The organism is Saliphagus sp. LR7 (assembly GCF_003344565.1).
Classification (GTDB): Archaea; Halobacteriota; Halobacteria; order Halobacteriales; family Natrialbaceae; genus Saliphagus; species Saliphagus infecundisoli.
The window spans coordinates 1-17179 of the sequence record NZ_QPND01000016.1; the positions used below are offsets into that span (position 1 = coordinate 1).

Sequence of the window (17179 nt, forward strand, 5' to 3'; positions counted from 1 at the left end):
TCGGGTGACGGCGCTCTCACTGACGTGAGACCGCCGTCTTTGTTCGACTCACTGAATCCATTACGCTGATCTCGGTCATTTTTCTCCAGAAATCGAGTCAGAAACCAGGAGCGATGGGAACTACCGAGAGTTAGTGCCCATGTGAGCCACCGCATCTCGAACGCGCCGTTGTGTCGGAGAGTCGCCTCCCATCCGTTGGCGGCTCCTTGGTTGACGAACATCGCCGCTAGTGACGGCGGATCCAGCGTCGCGAGTGCACTCTGAACCCACGCACCGTAGGAGGTCCCCGTCGTCGCGACCTGTCCGTCACAGTACGGTCGGTCGGCTACCCATTCGACGGTGTCGTACCCGTCCTCGGGTTCATTGACGAACGGGAAGAAGGTCCCCTCGCTTCCGTATCGCCCGCGCACGTCTTGGACGACGACGACGTACCCTCGTTGGGCGAACCAGCGGGCGCGGTCAGCCCGCGACCGGGAGTGTTTGTCGTATGGAGTCCGGGCGAGCAGTGCAGGTCTCACGGCGTCGATCGGTTCTCCCGTGTCGGGATCGGACGGACGATAGGTGTCCGTTGCGAGTTGCGTTCCGTCGCGAGCCTCCACTAATAAATCCTGATGGACCGTCACGCCGTAAGTCGCTTGAGCGGACGGTGCAGGTTCGGTCCCCATGACCTGTTGACCCTCGGCCAATAGCGCCAAAAGCGTTCCGTCGCCTCGCGGAGGGCGATCCGTCGGGATCGAGTCGCCGGAGTCCACCTGATCAGGCAAGCCGATGGCGTCGTCACTTCGTCGGACGTTCGGTCTCCCGGTCCGTGGTCGCGCTCCCGCCCGAACGGTCCCGCTCCGAGGGCCCGTCGATCGGGGAGGAGGGATCGTCAGTCGAGCGATTCGGGGTCGACCGTCGTTTCGAGCCGAACCGGTTCGTCACCGGCCGTAGTCGCCGGTGTGATGCGGGCCCGCCACACGTCACGAACGTCGGTATCGACCCCCTGGACCGTCGAGAAGTCGATCGCGTCGGGGAGGTGTTCGACCTCAATGGCCGCCGGCGCGGGGTCGAACGAGACGGTCGTTCGAGTCCGGGTTCCGTCGATCGCTATCGCCCGACCGTCTCCCGTCGTTGTCATGGGTGCGTACGACACGAACACTTCCGTTGCGTCCGGGTCCGCGACGTCGGAGTCGAAAACGATTTGGTCCGTGACTGTCAGGCGGGTCGCAGTCCGCTCTAGCACGAACGACCGACGAAGCGACGACACCCCGGCGGCCGACGGATAGCACTCGGCAAGCTCGACGTCGAACCGTTCCCGATCGTCAGTTTCCACCCGATCGACGATCTCGGCCGTGTAGTCCGGGCCGGCCGCCTGCTCGTACCCGTTGACCAACGGGACGGGATGGCCGAGCGACCGGGCGGTCAGGTACTCGTACCGATGGTCGCTGAAGTAATCCCGGTCGTAGGTCCCGACGCCGATGTCGGTTATCGACGACTCGCCCCCGTAGTGGACGACGAACGATCCGCAGTCGTTGTGGTTGTGTGGTTCGTCGTTGGATCCCGCCTTCGCGGCGACGGCCAATCCGTCGGGATCCGAAGGATCGTCACGAGCGAACCACCAGCCCGCGTCATCGAAGAGGAACCCGCGATCGGGGGCTCGTTTCGCACCGTCGGCCGTAGCCTGCTGACACCAGCAGAGGTTTCGAACCGTCTCCGCTAGACCGTCGGAGGGGCGCTGTGAGAAGATCCCGTCCATCGACGAGAATGCCCGTCGACCGGTAGCGACGAGTTCGGGGACGTCGAACTCGGTCCCGGCCCAACACGCGAGATACGGGTCCACGTCTTCGCCCTCGCGCGAGTCGGAGAACAGGACGTACCGACCCGGACTGAGTTCGATCCGAAGCGGAAAACGCGCGATCTCGGGGAGGATCTCCGGTGACAGCAACGAGAGTCGGCCCTCGGTACGCGCCTCGATAACCGTGGCGAGCATCGCGTAGTGACTGAAGCCGAAGTTCCAGTACGAGAGTCCTTCCGGGCTACAGCCGTCGGTTCCGAACGATGCCAGGTAGTGTTCCAACCCGTGTGCGGCCTGCACCACTAACCGGGCCAGCCTGTCGAGGTCCTCCTCGAGATACACCGCCGCAATCACGGCACCGGCGTTACATACCGCGGTCCAGTTTCCGGCCGGTGGCTCCTGCCAGTGAAAATCGTCCCGACTCTCGAAGGGGGTAAGGACCCGGTCGTCGATTTCGGTCCGAAGGCGGCGTCGGAGGGCCGGATGGAGACGATCGTTCAACAGATAATCGACTTCGGCGAGCAAGTGGGCGGTTCGTGCCGAGAACAACGCGACGTGGTGGTCCGCGGGATCCCGGAGCGACGGAAGGCCGTCGGTTCGTTCCTCCTCCGGGAGGTGTGCTGGCAGTAGCCACGTCGTCTGCTCACAGATCGCCCATGCGTGGTCGAGAACGTCGTCGAGGAATCGTCCCTCCCGCTCGAGACACTCCGCGAGCGCGAGCACCCCGAGACGCCGGCCACGACCGAAGTACGGCCGCTCGTACCGGGGTCGATTTCCCGTTCGGGTGTAGTCGGCATACAACGACGCCGGTAGCGGCGGGACCCGATCGTCACTGAACTCCATCGCCCGTTCGACGATCGTGCCGGCGTACGGCCCCGTCGTCGGATCGGTCGCGATCTCCTGCCAGCGATCGCCGTCGTCGTACGTCGGCAGCTCCCCTCTGCCATTGGTTTCTTCGAGCACGCGGCGTACCCGATCGACGGTCCACGATCCCGGCGGATACGGCTGATCGGTCCTCGGCATACCTCGCCATCCCCGCTCGAGCACTAATAGGTTCGCTTCATCGCGGCTGGCCGGCCAATCGGAACCGGGGTCGTCACGATCAAGAACCTCATAGATTCTAAAAACATCATAAGGAGCTGAAATGCGTTTGGATATAATCATTAGATTTAATTGATGGTCTAATGTTTATCTGTGGTATGGTAGAGGATGACTCTCCAGATGAAACTGAGAATAGGCAGTCGGAAAAAAGCCTTGAAGAGCGAATTGAGGCATTAGAACAACAGAATCAGGAATTAGAAACCAAACTCGAACAACAGGAAAGTAGTGGCGCAAATATGACTCGTCGGGGTGCCTTAGGAGTTCTTGGCGGCGGCGCACTCTTGGGTGCCGCTGGCTCTGCTAATGCCCAGGAAAGAGGAAGGGGCGGTGGTCCTCCATGGGAGCAGTTACTAGATGACACCGATAACGATGGTTTATTGGAAACTCCAAATCATGATGGCTTCGATGTTTCCAATTATGTCCATAACCCGGAAGACAAGAAATGGCGCGCTCAACGACGACAATTAGTCACCAATTCTGGTACCCATCTATGGATCGATCCCGATGGCGATGATGAAAATGAGGGTTCCGAAGACGCCCCTCTCGCAACCTTAGAAGAGGCTTTCAGCCGAATGCCCTTCATCATCCAGCATGAATTCATTATACACATTAATGAGGGCGTTCACGATAATGAAGAAAATACTGCGATTCAGAGTCCCCGATCGATCGTAGCCACCAAAGACGACCCCGATTTCCGTATTATTGGTGATCCTGAAAATCCGGAGGACTATATCCTCAAAGGGCCAGAGTATATCAGCTTCGGATTAATGGGTGCACAACCCTTATATAATATCACTATTGAGGGCGTTACGTTGGAAGCAGTAATCCAGAACTATAAGGGGACACTCGGGATTCACAAATGTATCCTACACGGAGGTCCGGAAGATAGCGACCGGTCAAGGTGTGTAGGTGGTTATCAAGGTGACACCATCGTCCATGACTGTGAGATTGGCGGCGGCGTAAACCATTTCGCGGCTGTTGAACAGTTTGGAACTCTAGCATTTGGAGCTTGCTCTGGGGAAGTTCAAGACTCGATTATTTTCGGTTGGGACTATGGAGGTATTTGTTATGATTTAGGGGATAATGAGATAACCGCACCAGAGTGGGCACTCCAAGACGATTTGACAATGCTCACTATCCGTGGGCCAGGTCCAAAAGAAATCGGTGAAACGGATAATTGGTGGGAACCTTAGCTGGAGGGCGTCTGTGGGTAGCGAGAATTAATTCGATCTATTCTGTATGATTTAAATATAAATTTGAAATCTCATTTTTGAGACAGTGGCACCCCACATGGACCCGTAGTCTTATTAGGCTCTGTCGCCGTCGAACTGACGACGCGGTCGTTCTGCGAGGGACGAACGTGCTGTTTCCATGCTCATGCCCGAACCGGCGGCCGGACGCGACGAACCGAACCACGGAACGGCGGCGCCCGTTGCCCCCGATTCAGACGGTCCGGACGGGAAGTTCGCGACGACGCCGTCCGGGCGCGACCCCTGCGACCACCGCCTGTGGCCGGTCAACGGCAGGATGCGCACTCGGGAGACGGCCTCCGGACCGGGTGCCGCCGTTGGGAGGCGCTCTCTCAGGGTGCTGGGAATAGTTACGACGGAGAAGACGCTATCGGCCCCGGAGGCGGGACGGTGAAGGTCCTCTTCGTCGATATCGACTCGCTGCGTCCGGACCACCTCGGTTGTTATGGCTACGGGCGGGAGACCTCACCGACGATCGACGCGATCGCCGCGAACGGAGTTAGGTTCGATCGGTGTTTCGTCTCCGATGCGCCGTGTCTTCCCAGTCGGACCGCGCTTGCGACCTGTCGTCACGGGCTGAACTCGGGCGTCGTTACTCACCACGGCGAGGGACAGCGCTACGACGAACCCGGCGACGGCCACGATCCCGACGCCAATCGAATGCTCGCCTTCCGGCACCTCGCCGAACACGGCGTTTACACGGCCTCGGTGAGCCAGTTCTCTCAGCGCCACCTCGCGTACCACTTCGGGGCATCCTTCCAAGAGTCGATTATGCCGACGGCGACCGCGGGCGGCCCCGCGATCGAGGACTGTTCTGACGTGACGCCGGTCGCGCAGTCCTGGCTCGAACGTCACGCCGCCGACGACGACTGGTTCCTCCACGTCAATTACTGGGACGTCCACCACCCTTATCTCGGCGTCGAGGAGTTCCTCGACCCGGTTCGAGAATCCGGACCTGCACAGGAGTGGCCCGACGAGGCTGCGATTAACGATCAACAGGGAATGACCGGCGTTCGCTGTGCCGATCTGTGGCCGACCCCCGGCCAGTACGGCCCGGACTGGCTGGACTCCTACGACTGGTCGATGCCGGAGTCGATCGCCGATCGTTCGGACCTCGAGGGGCTCGTCGACGGCTACGACGCCAGCATTCGCCGCGTCGACGCCGAGATCGCCACGCTTCTCGAGACCCTCGAGCGACTTGGCATCCGCGAGGAGACCGCAGTCATCGTCACCGCCGACCACGGCGAGGCGTTTGGCGAACACGGAATCTACGCGGAACACGCCTTCCCGCACCCGGCCTGCCAGCAAGTTCCACTGATCGTCTCCTGGCCCGGCGTGACTGACGACGCCGAGGGGGAGGCGACCGACGCGCAGGTCTACCAATTCGACCTAGTTCCGTCGATCTGTGAACTCGCCGACGTCCCGATCCCCAAGGGGTGGGACGCCCGCCGACTCACGCCCGCGCTCCGTGGCGACCCCTTCGAGGGCCGGGAGTACCTCGTCTCGGGCCACGGCATCTACACCTACGGCCGGGCAGTCTACCGCGATCGGTGGATGTACGTCCGACTCCTCCACCCGGGAGTCTTCTCCCACCCCGGACTGTACAACGACCCGACGCTCCCGAACAACGGCCTCGAACTCCTCCATGACCTCGAAGCGGACCCACACATGACACGCAATCTCGTCGGTTCGAACCCCGAGCGGACGGCCGAGATGCGCGGCCTGCTCGATAGATGGCTCGTCTCACACGTCACAGAGGAGTGGCACGAACGCCAGCCTGTCGAGACCCGTGGGCGCGATCCACTCGCGCGGACAGCGTCGGTCGGCCCGTACCTCTACGTCGACCCCGATGCGCTTCTCAAGTGGTATCGCGATCACGATCGTTCGGATGAGCAGATTGAGTCACTCGCGCGGACGATCACCTCGTTCCCCACCGGGAATCGCACGTAGCCGGCCCCCTATTCGTCGTTATGTAGATTAGGTGAGTGATCTACGGCTACAGTCCTGCCTCTTACCCACAAGTTTGGTATCTCTCGCCCGCAGCGCGTCATCCCTCTGGACCGTCCGAGTCCGACGTAAGTTCCGCTAGCCGACGTTGCTGGTCACGTCGCGCCTGCTCATCGGCGGCCTCTGGATCAACAATTGTACGGAGTTCAGACTCGAGTTCTGACAGCGTGTGGTTATATTCGGGATCCCCCGACAGGTCATCTCTTTCGTCGGGATCGTTTTCGAGATCGAACAGCTGATCGGGATGATCGGGATAGAAGACGTACTTGAACCGGCCCCGTCGGAGCATGAACATGCCGCGGCTCGTCCCGTGGGCATGGTACTCGCTGAAGACGGACCGGTCGGGGTCGGCCCCCCGCCGGTCAGTCAGCGCAGGGAGCAGCGATTGGCCGCGCCATCTGGGATCGGACTTGATCCCCATAGCGTCGGCCATCGTCGGAACGACATCGAGAAGTGACGTCGGTGAATCGATCGTCGCGCCCGCCTCAACGCCGGGCCCGCGAGCGATCAATGGTACGCCAACCGACGGTTCGTACATACAACATTTCCACCATATTTCGTGGTCACCGAGCGGTTCGCCGTGGTCGCTTGCGTAGAGGACGAGGGTTTCCTCGGCGAGCCCGAGTTCCTCGAGGGCACCCAGCAGGCGGTCAACAGAGTCGTCGAACGCGCTACAGAGTCCATAGTACGCTGCTCGGGTCCGCCGCAGGACCGACTCATCGACGTTGCGCCCGTCAAAATGGTCCCGAAGCTCCTCGAGAATCGGGTGGTTGTCCCCCGCAGGGTTGTCGATCGGGAGGTCCACCTCGTCGACCGGATACTGATCGTAGTACGACGGCTCAGCCCGTAGTGGGAAGTGTGGAAGGATGTAGTTGACATTTATCACCCACCCCTCCTCGTCGGAGTCAGCTTTCGACTCGAGAGCGTCGATCGCGGTCGCGGTCACCGCCTCCTCTCGGGCGCGATACCAGGCGTCATCGCTGTCGGCCGGCCCAGCGTCGTGAATTCGCTCGCGAGCATCCTCGCGTTGAATCGGCGGCTCGCGGTACAGCCCGTTGACGTCCGGCGTCTCCCGATGGAACGGAACCCGCTGGTCGTCGAACCCGTCGTCAACGCTGGGTTCGAAGTCGAGTTTTCCCACCGTCGTTACGTCGATGCCGCGTTCTGAGAAGTGCCGGCCCCAGCTCGCCGGCTCACCGTCGTATGGCGTCGCGTTGTCCCAGAACCCGATCTCGTGTACGTATCTCCCGGTTGCGAGGCTCGCTCGACTCGGCGCGCACAGCGGACTCGAACAGTACGCCGCCGTACATCGAGTTCCCGTCTCGGCGAGTCGGTCCAGCGCCGGCGTCTCGACCAGCCGGTGGCCCGCACACCCCAGTGCGTCCGGTCGGTGCTCGTCGGAGAGGACGAACAGGACGTTCGTCGGCGCTTCCATTAATGTCGGCGACTACTGCGGCGTTCTTTATCGTTGTGGTTCGGCTGGGATCGACACGGTATCGTCCGAATCGGGCGGATCGCGCCGACCAGACGTTCGACATTCGGGCCGTCTCACAGGGGCAAGTCGTCGATCGCGTCACTCTCTATATGCACCGTTCGGTCATCGACCCGTGTCACCGTGACATCGTCGTCCCCCCATCGATCGTCGATCGCTTCGTCCGGGATCGAGTCTCTGAACCTAATCTCGAGCGTGTACGGCGGTGCGAGCGTATTGAACGGATCGGGTTCCATGCTACACTCGACCGCAGACGCGACGTCCGCCCGGATCGCCTCGCAGGCCTCGCGTCGGTCAAGGTGTGTGGCAGCCTGTCGCCCCTCGCCGCTCTTGACCGCGGTCGTCACGATCTTGGGGACGAACATCCGAGCCTCTAGTGCGGCCTTGTTGTCCCCCGAAAGATAGATCGTAGGGACGCCCTGTCGACCGGCGACGAGCGCTCGGGCGCCGAACTCGCCGATCAGGACGTCGTTCAGCCGGTAGTGAGCGACGTCACGTGAGGAGTAGGTATGACACAGCGGCGCCCCAATCGTGCCGGCCATCGCGTGTTGGCCAACGAATAGAACTCCGTCGTAGCCCTCAATGTCGAAATAGGGCTTGCCATCGGCGAGATAAGTGGCTTCGGTCACGTCAGCTGCCCGCAGTCCGCCGGTCCCGTGGCCGTCCCAGACATCGACGGTCGCGTCGGGGTGGACCGACCGGATCCCCTCGACGGCGGCCGCGACCTCGCGGGCGAGCTGGTCCATGGCCGGCGCTTTCGTCGCTTCGTCGGTCGTCCGTGTCGTCTCGAAGGAATCGATCCCGGCAACGCCCTCAATGTCGGTAACGATGAAGTATTGCGTACCCATTGCTCCGACGTTCGCGGAGCAGTCGCAAAAATATAGAGGTCCCCACAATCGAAGCTCGGTCATTGATCTTTGCTGGTCTCAGAGGTTGGCCGACACGCCTCTTCCCCACGGTAGCGCCCGACTGTTGTTTGATTTTCATGTCTCGAGATTCCGCCCAGTGAGAGGAGAAAAAGACCTCGTCCCGGTGGTCGTAGGTCATCAGAAGCGTCGAGGAACCCTCGCGTGCGATGCACAACGGCCGCTGCAATTTCTCTCGGAGGAGCTTCAAGGACGACGGCAGGGTCCATACCTCACGCGTCTCGGATCGACCTCACTTTTTGAATTACGCGCCTCCCTGCCCCCCGATTATTTAATCCGGGAACCTGTCTCTCCCCGCGATGGCGAACGCCGACCAGCAACCACATATCGTTTTAATTACGTGTCACGATCTCGGCCAGCACATCAGCTGCTACGGCGTCGACGCGGTCGACACCCCAGCGCTCAACGGCCTCGCAGCGTCGGGCGTCCAGTTCGAGAACGCCGTTTCGACCACGCCCGTCTGCTCGCCCGCTCGGGGAAGCCTACTGACCGGGCGCTACCCGCAGTCGAACGGTTTGATGGGCCTGACCCACTCCCCGTGGTGGTGGGAGATCGACGATGGCGAGGAGATGCTGCCGGAACTTTTGGGCGAGACGGGCTATGAGACCCATCTTGCGGGGTTCCAGCACGTCGCATCCAACGCCGACTGCCTGGGGTTCGACCACCACTATTCACAGGAGCGTGACGCTGGAGAGACCGCCGCAGCCGCCGCGGACATCTTCGCCGACCCGGACGGCCCAGTGTATGCACAGTTTGGCTTCTTCGAAACCCACCGTTCGTTCGACCGCGAGCCCACCGACGGCGAGGTGTTCGTACCCGACTACCTGGAACCGTCTGTGGTGATGAGCGAGGACTTCAGGCGCTTCCAGGCGGAGATTGAATACCTCGACAATTGCGTGGGCGAACTGCTCAACGGTCTTGAGGCCACGGGCGTGCGCGACGAGACGGTTGTCGTCTTCACGACCGATCACGGCATCCCATACCCGGGCGCGAAGTGGTGGTGTCGCGACCCCGGTGTAGAGGTCGCAATGCTGATGGATGGCCCCGGCCCGGCGTTCGCAGCCGACACGCCCGTGACCGACCCGATCAGCCATGTCGACCTCCTACCGACACTGTTGGATCTCGCCAGCGTCCCCGCCCCGGACCGTGTCGAAGGTAGGAGTTTCCGAGCGTACCTCGCGGGCGAGACCGACGTGGCGCCGCGTGACGCCGCATTCACCCAGTACACGAACGCCGGTAAGGAAGCTCGTGGGATCGTTACCAAAGACTACATTCTGATCCGCAACTTCGGCGCCGGCCGGACCGTCACTTACCCAGTTGACGCAGACCCGACGGATAGGGCGCCCAGTCTCCCGCCGAGCGCCGACCCCCGGCCCTATGCCCAACTCTATGACCGGGCGGAAGACCCGTACAACCTCAATGACATCGCCAACCAGCGCGAGGCCGTTACCGAAGAGCTCTCCGACCGGGTTCGGAGCTGGATGGCCCGTATCGACGACCCGCTGCTCCGGGGCGGAATCCGCTATCCATACCAGAATAGAGCAAGGAAGGACCTCCTCGACGCCGGAGAGTGAGAGTCGCAGCGAGAAGAGAATCAACCCATGGTTCACTCGACGAGACCGGCAGCCTGGCTCTTGTAGTAGACGAACAAACCGTCGACGTTGAACAGCACCGCGCCATCGTGGGTGTTGTGGCGGAGCCAGTACTGGTCAAGGCACGAACGGGTCCGTCCGAGGATCTTTTCCGCACTTGCCCAGCCGTTGTCGAGGCTCACCGGAGGATGCTTGTCAGGTTCCGAAATCGGATGTTCTCCCAGGCCTCGGCCGGGAGATCGAATCGATCGAAAAACGCGAAGTGCGGGATCGTCTCCTCAGGGAAGTAACTCGCGTCCGTTCCGAACACCAGACTCTCGTGGTGGCGCTCGAGGAATTCCTGGGCATACTCGAGGTCGCGGACGAATGCGTTGAATCCAGAGGGGGAGAAATCGGCGTAACAGTTGTCGTACTCGGCCAGCAGTTCGTCACAGCGTCCACCGGGTTCGACCGGCCCCTCGGCATACCATGCCATCTGCTCACGGGTCACCTCCGCAGAAATGTGCGCCCACCAGCCGTGAGCGTGCATGATAAAATTCAGGTCGGGGTATCGCTGGAGCATCCGCTCGAGTCCGGGCAGCCCCGGTTCGTCGATTGCGTGTTTGTCGCTGATGTGCATCAATACCGGAAGGCCCCGCTCCTCACAGTTCTCGTATAGCGCCTGCATCCGCTCGTCGTCAACCGGCAGACCCACCTTGAGTTCGCCGAACCCGCGGGCGCCGGCATCGGCGTATCGGTCGATGAAGTCCGCCATCGTCTCGCGGTCCGGTCCCATTCGTGGCTCGATTGCACAGAACGGGATCAGCCTGTCGGGATACCGCTGAGCCTGCTCGAGTATCCACCAGCTCGGAACCTTGAATCCTTTCTCGGTCTGCTCCTCGGCGAGGAGCACTGCCCGGTCGACTCCGTAGGCGTCCAGTTCCTCGACCAGTTCGTCGAGGTCGGTCTGTCCCGGCCCCCAGTTGGGAACGATCGGGAAGACGTGGCTATGGCCGTCGTATAATGTCGCGTCCGAGAGCGTTCCCTCGAACGACTCACGTTCGGCCGCCGTCATGGTCCACTCCTCGGCCAACGATTCGAGTTCGTCCTTTGTTCGCATATCATTCTGTTATCGTTGTAACCGATATACTCTCGGTTGCCGACCCGCTGCACCAAGCCCTCCAGAAAGGATTTGTATTTAACCGCGAACGTGGGATCCATGGCCGATCAATCAACGATCCGCTCGACGCTGCGCGATCTTGGACTCGCTTCCGGGGACACCGTCGTCGTCCACAGTGCCCTGAGGGGGATGTCGTGTTCCCCGGAGACACTGCTTGAGGCACTGCTTGCCGTCCTCGGCGAGGACGGAACCCTCGTTGTACCGACGTTCACGCCGACGTTCCGACAGAAGAGTCCCGATGGAGTCTTCAATCTCGCGGAGAGTCCTTCCGAGGTTGGTTACTTCTCCGAACTCGTCCGAACCCGCCCGGGCGCGACGCGAAACGTCGATCCGACCCATTCGTTTGCGGCCCTCGGCGCGCGGGCCGATGAGTTCGGACGGCTGCATGCACACGGTACCTACGACCGGACCAACGTCCTGGGTCGGCTTCACGAGACTGGCGCATGGATGCTGGGAATCGGTCTGGAGCGGTTCGGCCGGAGCATGACGTTCTTTCACTACGTCGAACAACGCGAGGGAATCGACCGGCAGGGCTGGCATTACCGTCACGAGAAATCGTTTCCTGGCACGGCCGTCGTCAACGGGAAGGAGTTCGACGTTCGCCATACCATTCACGTCCAGAACTTCGAAAACGGTGTCACGTACGACTTCGCTCCACTCGGCGACGCTCTCGACTTGGCTGGTCTCACGCGGACGGCACAAGCCGCCGACAAGGAGTTTGTCTTATGGAACGCCGTAGAGGCCTATGACACGCTGGCCGAGGTGATCGTTTCCGATCCCGAACGGGTCTACACGGTTGGTGGAGAGTGACATCAGTTCACCCGACCCGAAGACCGGCACCGAGTTGGTGGGGAGATGGCCATAGCTCCGGCTACCAGTCTCCACGGACTGCAGCCGATCTATCGGTCGCGTAGGCGTTCGCGTAAGCCGCGCCGTCGGCATGGTACGCTCGCAACGCCTCGTCGCCAGGGGTCACCGACTCGTCGGCCTCGATTGCGGCGTGGATCGCCAGTTGGAGGGTCGCGGCGTCGAGGATTCGGTCGGTATCGTCGCGCTCGCCGCGGACGACCGAGAGGAAGGCCTCAAAGAACGCCTCGCGCATCGCTTCGTAGCCGTCGCCGACTGTGATACGTGCGGTCCGGGTTCGATCGGCGACATCGAGGAAACCGAACGCGGGCTGGTCAGTGTTTCCATCGAACCGGATGTCGGCTCGCACGTTGTTTTCGAACGTTACCTCGACTTCGATACCCGGACCGGGCTGCGGCGTCACTCGTGCCCACGGTGCGTCCGCGATCGATCGCACCGAGTCGACGGCGTGGACCCCGTAGTAGAACGGATCGTTGTACGACGCGGCGTACAGTGTCCGCCCAGCCGTTCCGCGGGGGCAGGCTTCGAGTGTCGGGTGGAACGGGATCGACGAGCCGCCGAAGAGCGACGCCTCGCTGGCAGCGTCATCCAGCGCCGCGAGGTCATCGACGGTGCCCGCGACCACCTTGTCCACAAAGGTCGGGACGCCCGCCTCAAGGAAGGGGACCGCGAGTTCACGGTGAGTATCCCAGTCGACAGTCAGCACCGTCACTGCGTCGAGGTCACCAAGCATCGCCGACGGATCGTCGTAAGCCCTCGCATCGTACGTCTCACAGAACTCCTGCAGATACGTTTCGTCCTGTACGGCGCCACCGTCCCAGACAGCCGAGACGGTAGCGTCGTCGATCGATGTGAACTCCTCGGCGAACGTCTCGGCGTGAGACGTGTCGAGTCCAAGCACACCGATCCGAAGCGGCGAGCTGCTCTCCGAATTATTCATTGCTAAGTTGCCACCCCCAGGCCGGGTTGTCCGGATTGTTGATCCGTTCCTGTCGCCACTCATGTAGCGAATCGATGCGCGCTAGGTCACTGTTGTCGATCGTGATTTCCTGGGCCTCGAAGTTCGCCTGGAGGTGTGCCGGATCGGTCGACTTCGGAATCGCGTGGACCTTCTCCTTTGAGAGCAACCAGGCGATAGTGAGTTCGACCTCGCTCACCCCGTACTCGTCGGCGATCTCCGAAAGCAACGGCACGTCGAACACCTTCCCTCGCGCGAGCGGCGTGTGGGCGACGAACCGATGACCGTGATCGCGGGCATACGCCAGCAACTCTCGCTGGTGAAGCAGGGGATGCATCTCGGCCTGGTGAGCATAGAGGTCATGATCGAGAACCTCGAGTGCTTCGTCGAGGTATTCCGGTGTGAAATTCGAGAGGCCGATGTTGTCGACGAGTCCCCGATTGACGAGTTCGTCCATGGCGGGCAGCGTTTCAGCAGGATCGTAATCGCCCCGTGGAAAGTGGACGTACAGGAGGTCAAGGTAGTCGAGGCAGAGGCGTTCGAGGCTCTCCTCCGTGGAGGCGAGCACGTCCTCATACGAGAGGTTCGATCCGACCAGCTTGGTCGCAACGAACACCTCCTCGCGGGGAACGCCCGCGGTTTCGATCGCCTCGCCGACGTGTGCCTCGTTCTCGTACATCTGTGCCGTATCCACGTGGCGATACCCGGCCTCGAGGCCCGAACGGACCATCTGTACACAGTCATCCCTGTCGGTGATCGGCCACGTACCAAGCCCTATCCGTGGCATCTCCATGCCGTCCATACCGCGACCAATCGACACACCCGCATATAACTGTGGGTCCTGACATCGACTGATCCGCTTCATCAACGAGCCATCCATTCCGCCCGCAATCGGCTCCGATTCATCCCGCACTTCTCGGCGGTGTCGTCGCAACTGGCGTGAATTGTCCGCTAGGGGAGACGGTATTGTTCGGCTTTCAGCCTTCATAGAGTATTTAAACTTGACATGTATCGGTGTCATGCTGCAGGCGGCGAACGGTTTAATGCCCCCTGTGAGAAATAGCTGCGTCAGATGACACGTGTTACTGCAGCCGTTATCGGGACAGGACCAGAACCAGACAACATCATCTGGGGCGAGAGCGCGGCGATGGCCTACCGCCACGGCGACGCCTACCGCGAAATCGAGGGCTGCGAACTGATCGCCTGTGCGGACATCGTCCGGGAGAACGCCGAGGACTTTGCCGACGAGTTCGAGATCGACGACGGCCGGGTGTTCGAGAACTTCGAGGAAATGCTCTTCGACACGGAGCCGGACGTCGTCAGCGTCTGCACCCCGGTTCCGACCCACGCCGACCTGGTGGTCGGAGCCGCCGAGACCAAGGTGCCGGGCGCGATCCACTGCGAGAAGCCCATGGCCGACACCTGGGACGGATCGAAACGGATGGCCCGTGCCGCCGAGGAAAACGGCGCCCAGCTCACGTTCAACCACCAGCGTCGCTTCGACCCGACCTGGCAGGAGGCTTCCCGGCTCCTCTCTGATGGCGTGATCGGCGACGTCGAGCGCGTCGAGATGGGCGGGAAGAACCTCTACGACTTCGGTTCCCATCTCGTGGATCTCTGCAACCACTTCGTCGGCGAACGCGAGGCGGAGTGGGTGCTCGGACAGGTCCACTACGACGAGGAGGACGTCCGGTACGGCGTCCACAACGAGAACCAGGGGCTGGCGATGTGGTCGTACGGCGAGGGCGTCTTCGGCCTGGCCTCGACGGGCTACGGCTCGGGCGCGGACGCGATCGGCGCCCACCACCGAATCCTCGGCACCGAGGGTGTCATCGAGGTCGCCTCCGAAGAGAACGACGCCGACGTTCGGTACAAGACCGACACGAGCGGGGGTTGGGAGGAAATCGAAACCGAGAGCGCTCCCGCGATCGAGCGCGCGATCTCCCACGCGATCGACTGTCTTGAGTCGGGCGAGGAGCCAGTCATCTCCGCCGATCACGCGCTCCGAGCGACCGAGATCATCTTCGCGGCCTGGGCGTCCGCGCGCCGCCGGGGCCGAATCGAACTTCCTCTCGAGGAGGGCGGCAACGCACTTACCGAAATGGTCGAAACAGGAGAGCTCGCGCCGGTCGCAAGCGAGGATGACAACGAAAGCGGGGACGAGGAAGAATGACCTCGATCCGGAATCACAACACGGATACGGAAAGGGTGTGAGCCCGACCCATGGCACGAACCGCGATCAATCTCTACAGCGTGCGCGACCTCGACGAACCGATGCTCGAGGTCCTCGATCGGGTCGCCGACGCGGGCTACGATGGCGTCCAGTTCTCCGGCGGGCTTCGGGACGCGGACCCCGAAGATGTCGTCGAGAAGCTCTCGGAGACGGGCTTAGAGACGACCGGCGCCCACGTCGGCATCGACGACCTCGAGTCCGATCTCGCGGAGAGCTACGGCCTCTACGGCGACCGACTGGGATGTGCGAGCGCGGTCGTCCCCTATCTCGGGGATGAACACTTCGAGAGCGAGGCGGCCGTCGGCGACACCGCAGAACGGCTGAGTGAGCTCGCTGAGGAGGCCGCGGAGTACGACTGGCCGATTCACTATCACAACCACGCCCACGAGTTCGTCGATATCGCCGGGGAGACCGCCTTCGAACGGCTGGCCGACCTCGCTCCGGAGGTCGGGCTCGAACTCGACGTCGGCTGGGCGCTCGTCGGAGGCGAAGATCCCGTGGGGCTGATCGAGCGCTACGGCGACCGGATCGATCTCCTGCACATGAAGGACTTGGTCACCGACGAGAAACGGGGCTTCCGGGAGATCGGTGACGGAGACGTCGACATAGCAGCGTGTGCCGAAGCTGCCCGGAAGGCGGAGGTCGAGTGGCTCATCTACGAACACGACGAGCCCGAGGACCCCGCGGCATCGATCGAGACCGGCGCGGCGGTCCTCAACTCGATCTAAACCAGAATGTGTAGGGGAAATTATTATTTCGGGGCCTGCCTCACACTTTTGGGAGTCGAATACGCTAGTCACGAAGTCGTCAAAAAACTCACTGTCGAAGCTGGTCGGCCTCTCCGTGGCATCCCGATACTGGGCAACGTTCGAGTTCACGCTCCCGACAAGCGACTTGTTCTCCAGAACGAAATCGGCGTGCAGCGTCCCGCCGTCCACCTCGAACTCCCACGGCTCCGGGATGCCCAGCAAGACGCCGACGCCGTTCGGCGCGAGCGCCTCGATGGTCTCGAAGGTGTGGGGCGCGTAGCCGGTCGCCTCGTAGACGAAGTCCATCGGCTCGTAGGCGTCGGGAACGTCCGCGACGGACGTCTCCCGGGAGTCGACGTAGGTTGCACCCATGAACCAGTGACGCCAATGGTCGGGTCCGGACGCTCGCGGCGCCCAAGGCAATAGCAGCGCTCGAAGTCGTCGCCGTCGACCAGCATCGCTAACGTCAACAGCCCTAGGGGCCCGTGACCGAGGACGAACGCACTCTCGGGGTCCCACTCGAACGCTGACCGGGTCGCGAACGCGTGCTCGAACCCTTTCTCGGAGTTCGAGATCGGTTCGACCAGATAGACGTGTTCCCACAGCTCTTCGGGAATTGAGATCAGGAACTCCTCGGGGCTGGTGAAATACTCGGCCATGTAGCCGTGTGCGCCGACGATGCCTCGCTTGACGTACTCACCGGCGGGAGCCACGTCGGGCTCTCATCGCTCGAATTATTCGGTCGTCGACTGGCCAACGGGCGGTCGCCGAACCGTCGGGACGACGAAGTCGCCCTCGGTGAGATCGGTGTCGTTGGCGTCCTCGACGACTCCCACGGCTTCATGGCCGAGCACCTGAAAGTCGCTGCCTTCGGAGAACCCGCCGTGATTTCCACTGATGACTTCGTGATCGGTGGCGTCAATGCCGATTCGGAGCGTTCTGACGAGCGCCTCGCCGACAGCGGGCTCCGGACGATCCATCTCGACGACGGTCGGTCGCGTCTCTCCACGTCGAACAGCGATTGCCTCCATGAACAGACAGTCCGTCGAAATCGGTATGATTCTTTCG

14 protein-coding genes and 1 pseudogene are annotated in these 17179 nt (G+C 61.9%); 6 read left to right on the forward strand and 9 right to left on the reverse strand.

Going from position 1 to position 17179, the window contains the following annotated elements; genetic code table 11:
- The coding region (locus DVH23_RS17495; RefSeq protein ID WP_114578767.1) for a CocE/NonD family hydrolase at positions 1-665 on the reverse strand (665 nt) is incomplete at its 3' end.
- Positions 666-871: 206 nt separating this feature from the next.
- Positions 872-2800, reverse strand: a complete 1929-nt coding sequence (locus DVH23_RS17500) for a heparinase II/III family protein (RefSeq protein WP_157972471.1) — start codon at positions 2798-2800, stop codon at positions 872-874.
- Positions 2801-2976: 176 nt separating this feature from the next.
- On the opposite strand from DVH23_RS17500, the gene DVH23_RS23755 reads away from it, so the two are divergent.
- Positions 2977-4071: a hypothetical protein gene (locus tag DVH23_RS23755; RefSeq protein WP_157972472.1), complete on the forward strand. Its 1095-nt coding sequence runs from the start codon at positions 2977-2979 to the stop codon at positions 4069-4071.
- 447 nt (positions 4072-4518) lie between these two features.
- Positions 4519-6078: a sulfatase gene (locus DVH23_RS17505; RefSeq protein WP_157972473.1), complete on the forward strand. Its 1560-nt coding sequence runs from the start codon at positions 4519-4521 to the stop codon at positions 6076-6078.
- Positions 6079-6175: 97 nt separating this feature from the next.
- On the opposite strand, the gene DVH23_RS17510 is transcribed toward DVH23_RS17505, so the two are convergent.
- Positions 6176-7570, reverse strand: a complete 1395-nt coding sequence (locus tag DVH23_RS17510; RefSeq protein ID WP_114578713.1) for a sulfatase-like hydrolase/transferase — start codon at positions 7568-7570, stop codon at positions 6176-6178.
- 113 nt (positions 7571-7683) lie between these two features.
- A complete protein-coding gene (locus tag DVH23_RS17515) occupies positions 7684-8475 on the reverse strand; it encodes a M55 family metallopeptidase (protein WP_114578714.1) in 792 nt (263 codons plus the stop codon).
- Positions 8476-8852: 377 nt separating this feature from the next.
- Here DVH23_RS17515 and DVH23_RS17520 point away from each other — a divergent pair, with 377 nt between their 5' ends.
- Complete coding sequence (locus tag DVH23_RS17520) at positions 8853-10127, forward strand: sulfatase (protein ID WP_114578715.1); 1275 nt, start codon at positions 8853-8855, stop codon at positions 10125-10127.
- Between the two features lie 32 nt (positions 10128-10159).
- Here the strand turns inward: DVH23_RS17520 and DVH23_RS23760 are convergent, their stop codons facing one another.
- Together DVH23_RS23760 and DVH23_RS17525 are read right to left on the reverse strand one after the other, a co-directional pair.
- Positions 10160-10327 (reverse strand): hypothetical protein, encoded by a 168-nt coding sequence (locus DVH23_RS23760; protein WP_157972474.1) that lies wholly within the window; start codon positions 10325-10327, stop codon positions 10160-10162.
- The gene (locus tag DVH23_RS17525) at positions 10324-11244 is read right to left on the reverse strand and encodes an amidohydrolase family protein (RefSeq protein WP_114578716.1); all 921 of its coding nucleotides are present in this window, start codon (positions 11242-11244) and stop codon (positions 10324-10326) included. The genes DVH23_RS23760 and DVH23_RS17525 overlap by 4 nt, the downstream gene beginning before the upstream one ends.
- Positions 11245-11343: 99 nt before the next feature.
- Between DVH23_RS17525 and DVH23_RS17530 the strand changes: the two genes are divergently transcribed.
- On the forward strand, positions 11344-12114 hold the full coding sequence (locus DVH23_RS17530) for an AAC(3) family N-acetyltransferase (RefSeq protein ID WP_114578717.1): 771 nt from the start codon (positions 11344-11346) through the stop codon (positions 12112-12114).
- A 61-nt stretch (positions 12115-12175) separates the two neighbouring features.
- On the opposite strand, the gene DVH23_RS17535 is transcribed toward DVH23_RS17530, so the two are convergent.
- Together DVH23_RS17535 and DVH23_RS17540 are read right to left on the reverse strand one after the other, a co-directional pair.
- Positions 12176-13111: a Gfo/Idh/MocA family protein gene (locus DVH23_RS17535; protein WP_157972475.1), complete on the reverse strand. Its 936-nt coding sequence runs from the start codon at positions 13109-13111 to the stop codon at positions 12176-12178.
- Positions 13104-13931 (reverse strand): aldo/keto reductase, encoded by an 828-nt coding sequence (locus DVH23_RS17540; protein WP_114578719.1) that lies wholly within the window; start codon positions 13929-13931, stop codon positions 13104-13106. The genes DVH23_RS17535 and DVH23_RS17540 overlap by 8 nt, the downstream gene beginning before the upstream one ends.
- A gap of 270 nt (positions 13932-14201) precedes the next feature.
- Here DVH23_RS17540 and DVH23_RS17545 point away from each other — a divergent pair, with 270 nt between their 5' ends.
- Together DVH23_RS17545 and DVH23_RS17550 are read left to right on the forward strand one after the other, a co-directional pair.
- Positions 14202-15302, forward strand: coding sequence for a Gfo/Idh/MocA family protein (locus DVH23_RS17545; protein WP_114578720.1), 1101 nt, complete (start codon positions 14202-14204; stop codon positions 15300-15302).
- Between the two features lie 50 nt (positions 15303-15352).
- Complete coding sequence (locus DVH23_RS17550) at positions 15353-16090, forward strand: sugar phosphate isomerase/epimerase (protein ID WP_114578721.1); 738 nt, start codon at positions 15353-15355, stop codon at positions 16088-16090.
- A 36-nt stretch (positions 16091-16126) separates the two neighbouring features.
- Here DVH23_RS17550 and DVH23_RS17555 read toward each other — a convergent pair.
- Positions 16127-17142: pseudogene (locus DVH23_RS17555) on the reverse strand (glucose 1-dehydrogenase); the annotation flags it as partial.
- Positions 17143-17179 lie beyond the last annotated feature (37 nt).

Excerpts from the sequence above, each read along its gene's own strand:
- DVH23_RS17540 (WP_114578719.1), bottom strand. The coding sequence starts at position 13,931 with ATGGACGGCATGGAGATGCCACGGATAGGGCTTGGTACGTGGCCGATC.
- DVH23_RS17525 (WP_114578716.1), bottom strand. The coding sequence starts at position 11,244 with ATGCGAACAAAGGACGAACTCGAATCGTTGGCCGAGGAGTGGACCATG.
- DVH23_RS17515 (WP_114578714.1), bottom strand. The coding sequence starts at position 8,475 with ATGGGTACGCAATACTTCATCGTTACCGACATTGAGGGCGTTGCCGGG.
- DVH23_RS17520 (WP_114578715.1), top strand. The coding sequence starts at position 8,853 with ATGGCGAACGCCGACCAGCAACCACATATCGTTTTAATTACGTGTCAC.
- DVH23_RS17530 (WP_114578717.1), top strand. The coding sequence starts at position 11,344 with ATGGCCGATCAATCAACGATCCGCTCGACGCTGCGCGATCTTGGACTC.
- DVH23_RS23755 (WP_157972472.1), top strand. The coding sequence starts at position 2,977 with ATGGTAGAGGATGACTCTCCAGATGAAACTGAGAATAGGCAGTCGGAA.
- DVH23_RS17545 (WP_114578720.1), top strand. The coding sequence starts at position 14,202 with ATGACACGTGTTACTGCAGCCGTTATCGGGACAGGACCAGAACCAGAC.
- DVH23_RS17550 (WP_114578721.1), top strand. The coding sequence starts at position 15,353 with ATGGCACGAACCGCGATCAATCTCTACAGCGTGCGCGACCTCGACGAA.
- DVH23_RS17500 (WP_157972471.1), bottom strand. The coding sequence starts at position 2,800 with ATGCCGAGGACCGATCAGCCGTATCCGCCGGGATCGTGGACCGTCGAT.
- DVH23_RS17535 (WP_157972475.1), bottom strand. The coding sequence starts at position 13,111 with ATGAATAATTCGGAGAGCAGCTCGCCGCTTCGGATCGGTGTGCTTGGA.
- DVH23_RS17510 (WP_114578713.1), bottom strand. The coding sequence starts at position 7,570 with ATGGAAGCGCCGACGAACGTCCTGTTCGTCCTCTCCGACGAGCACCGA.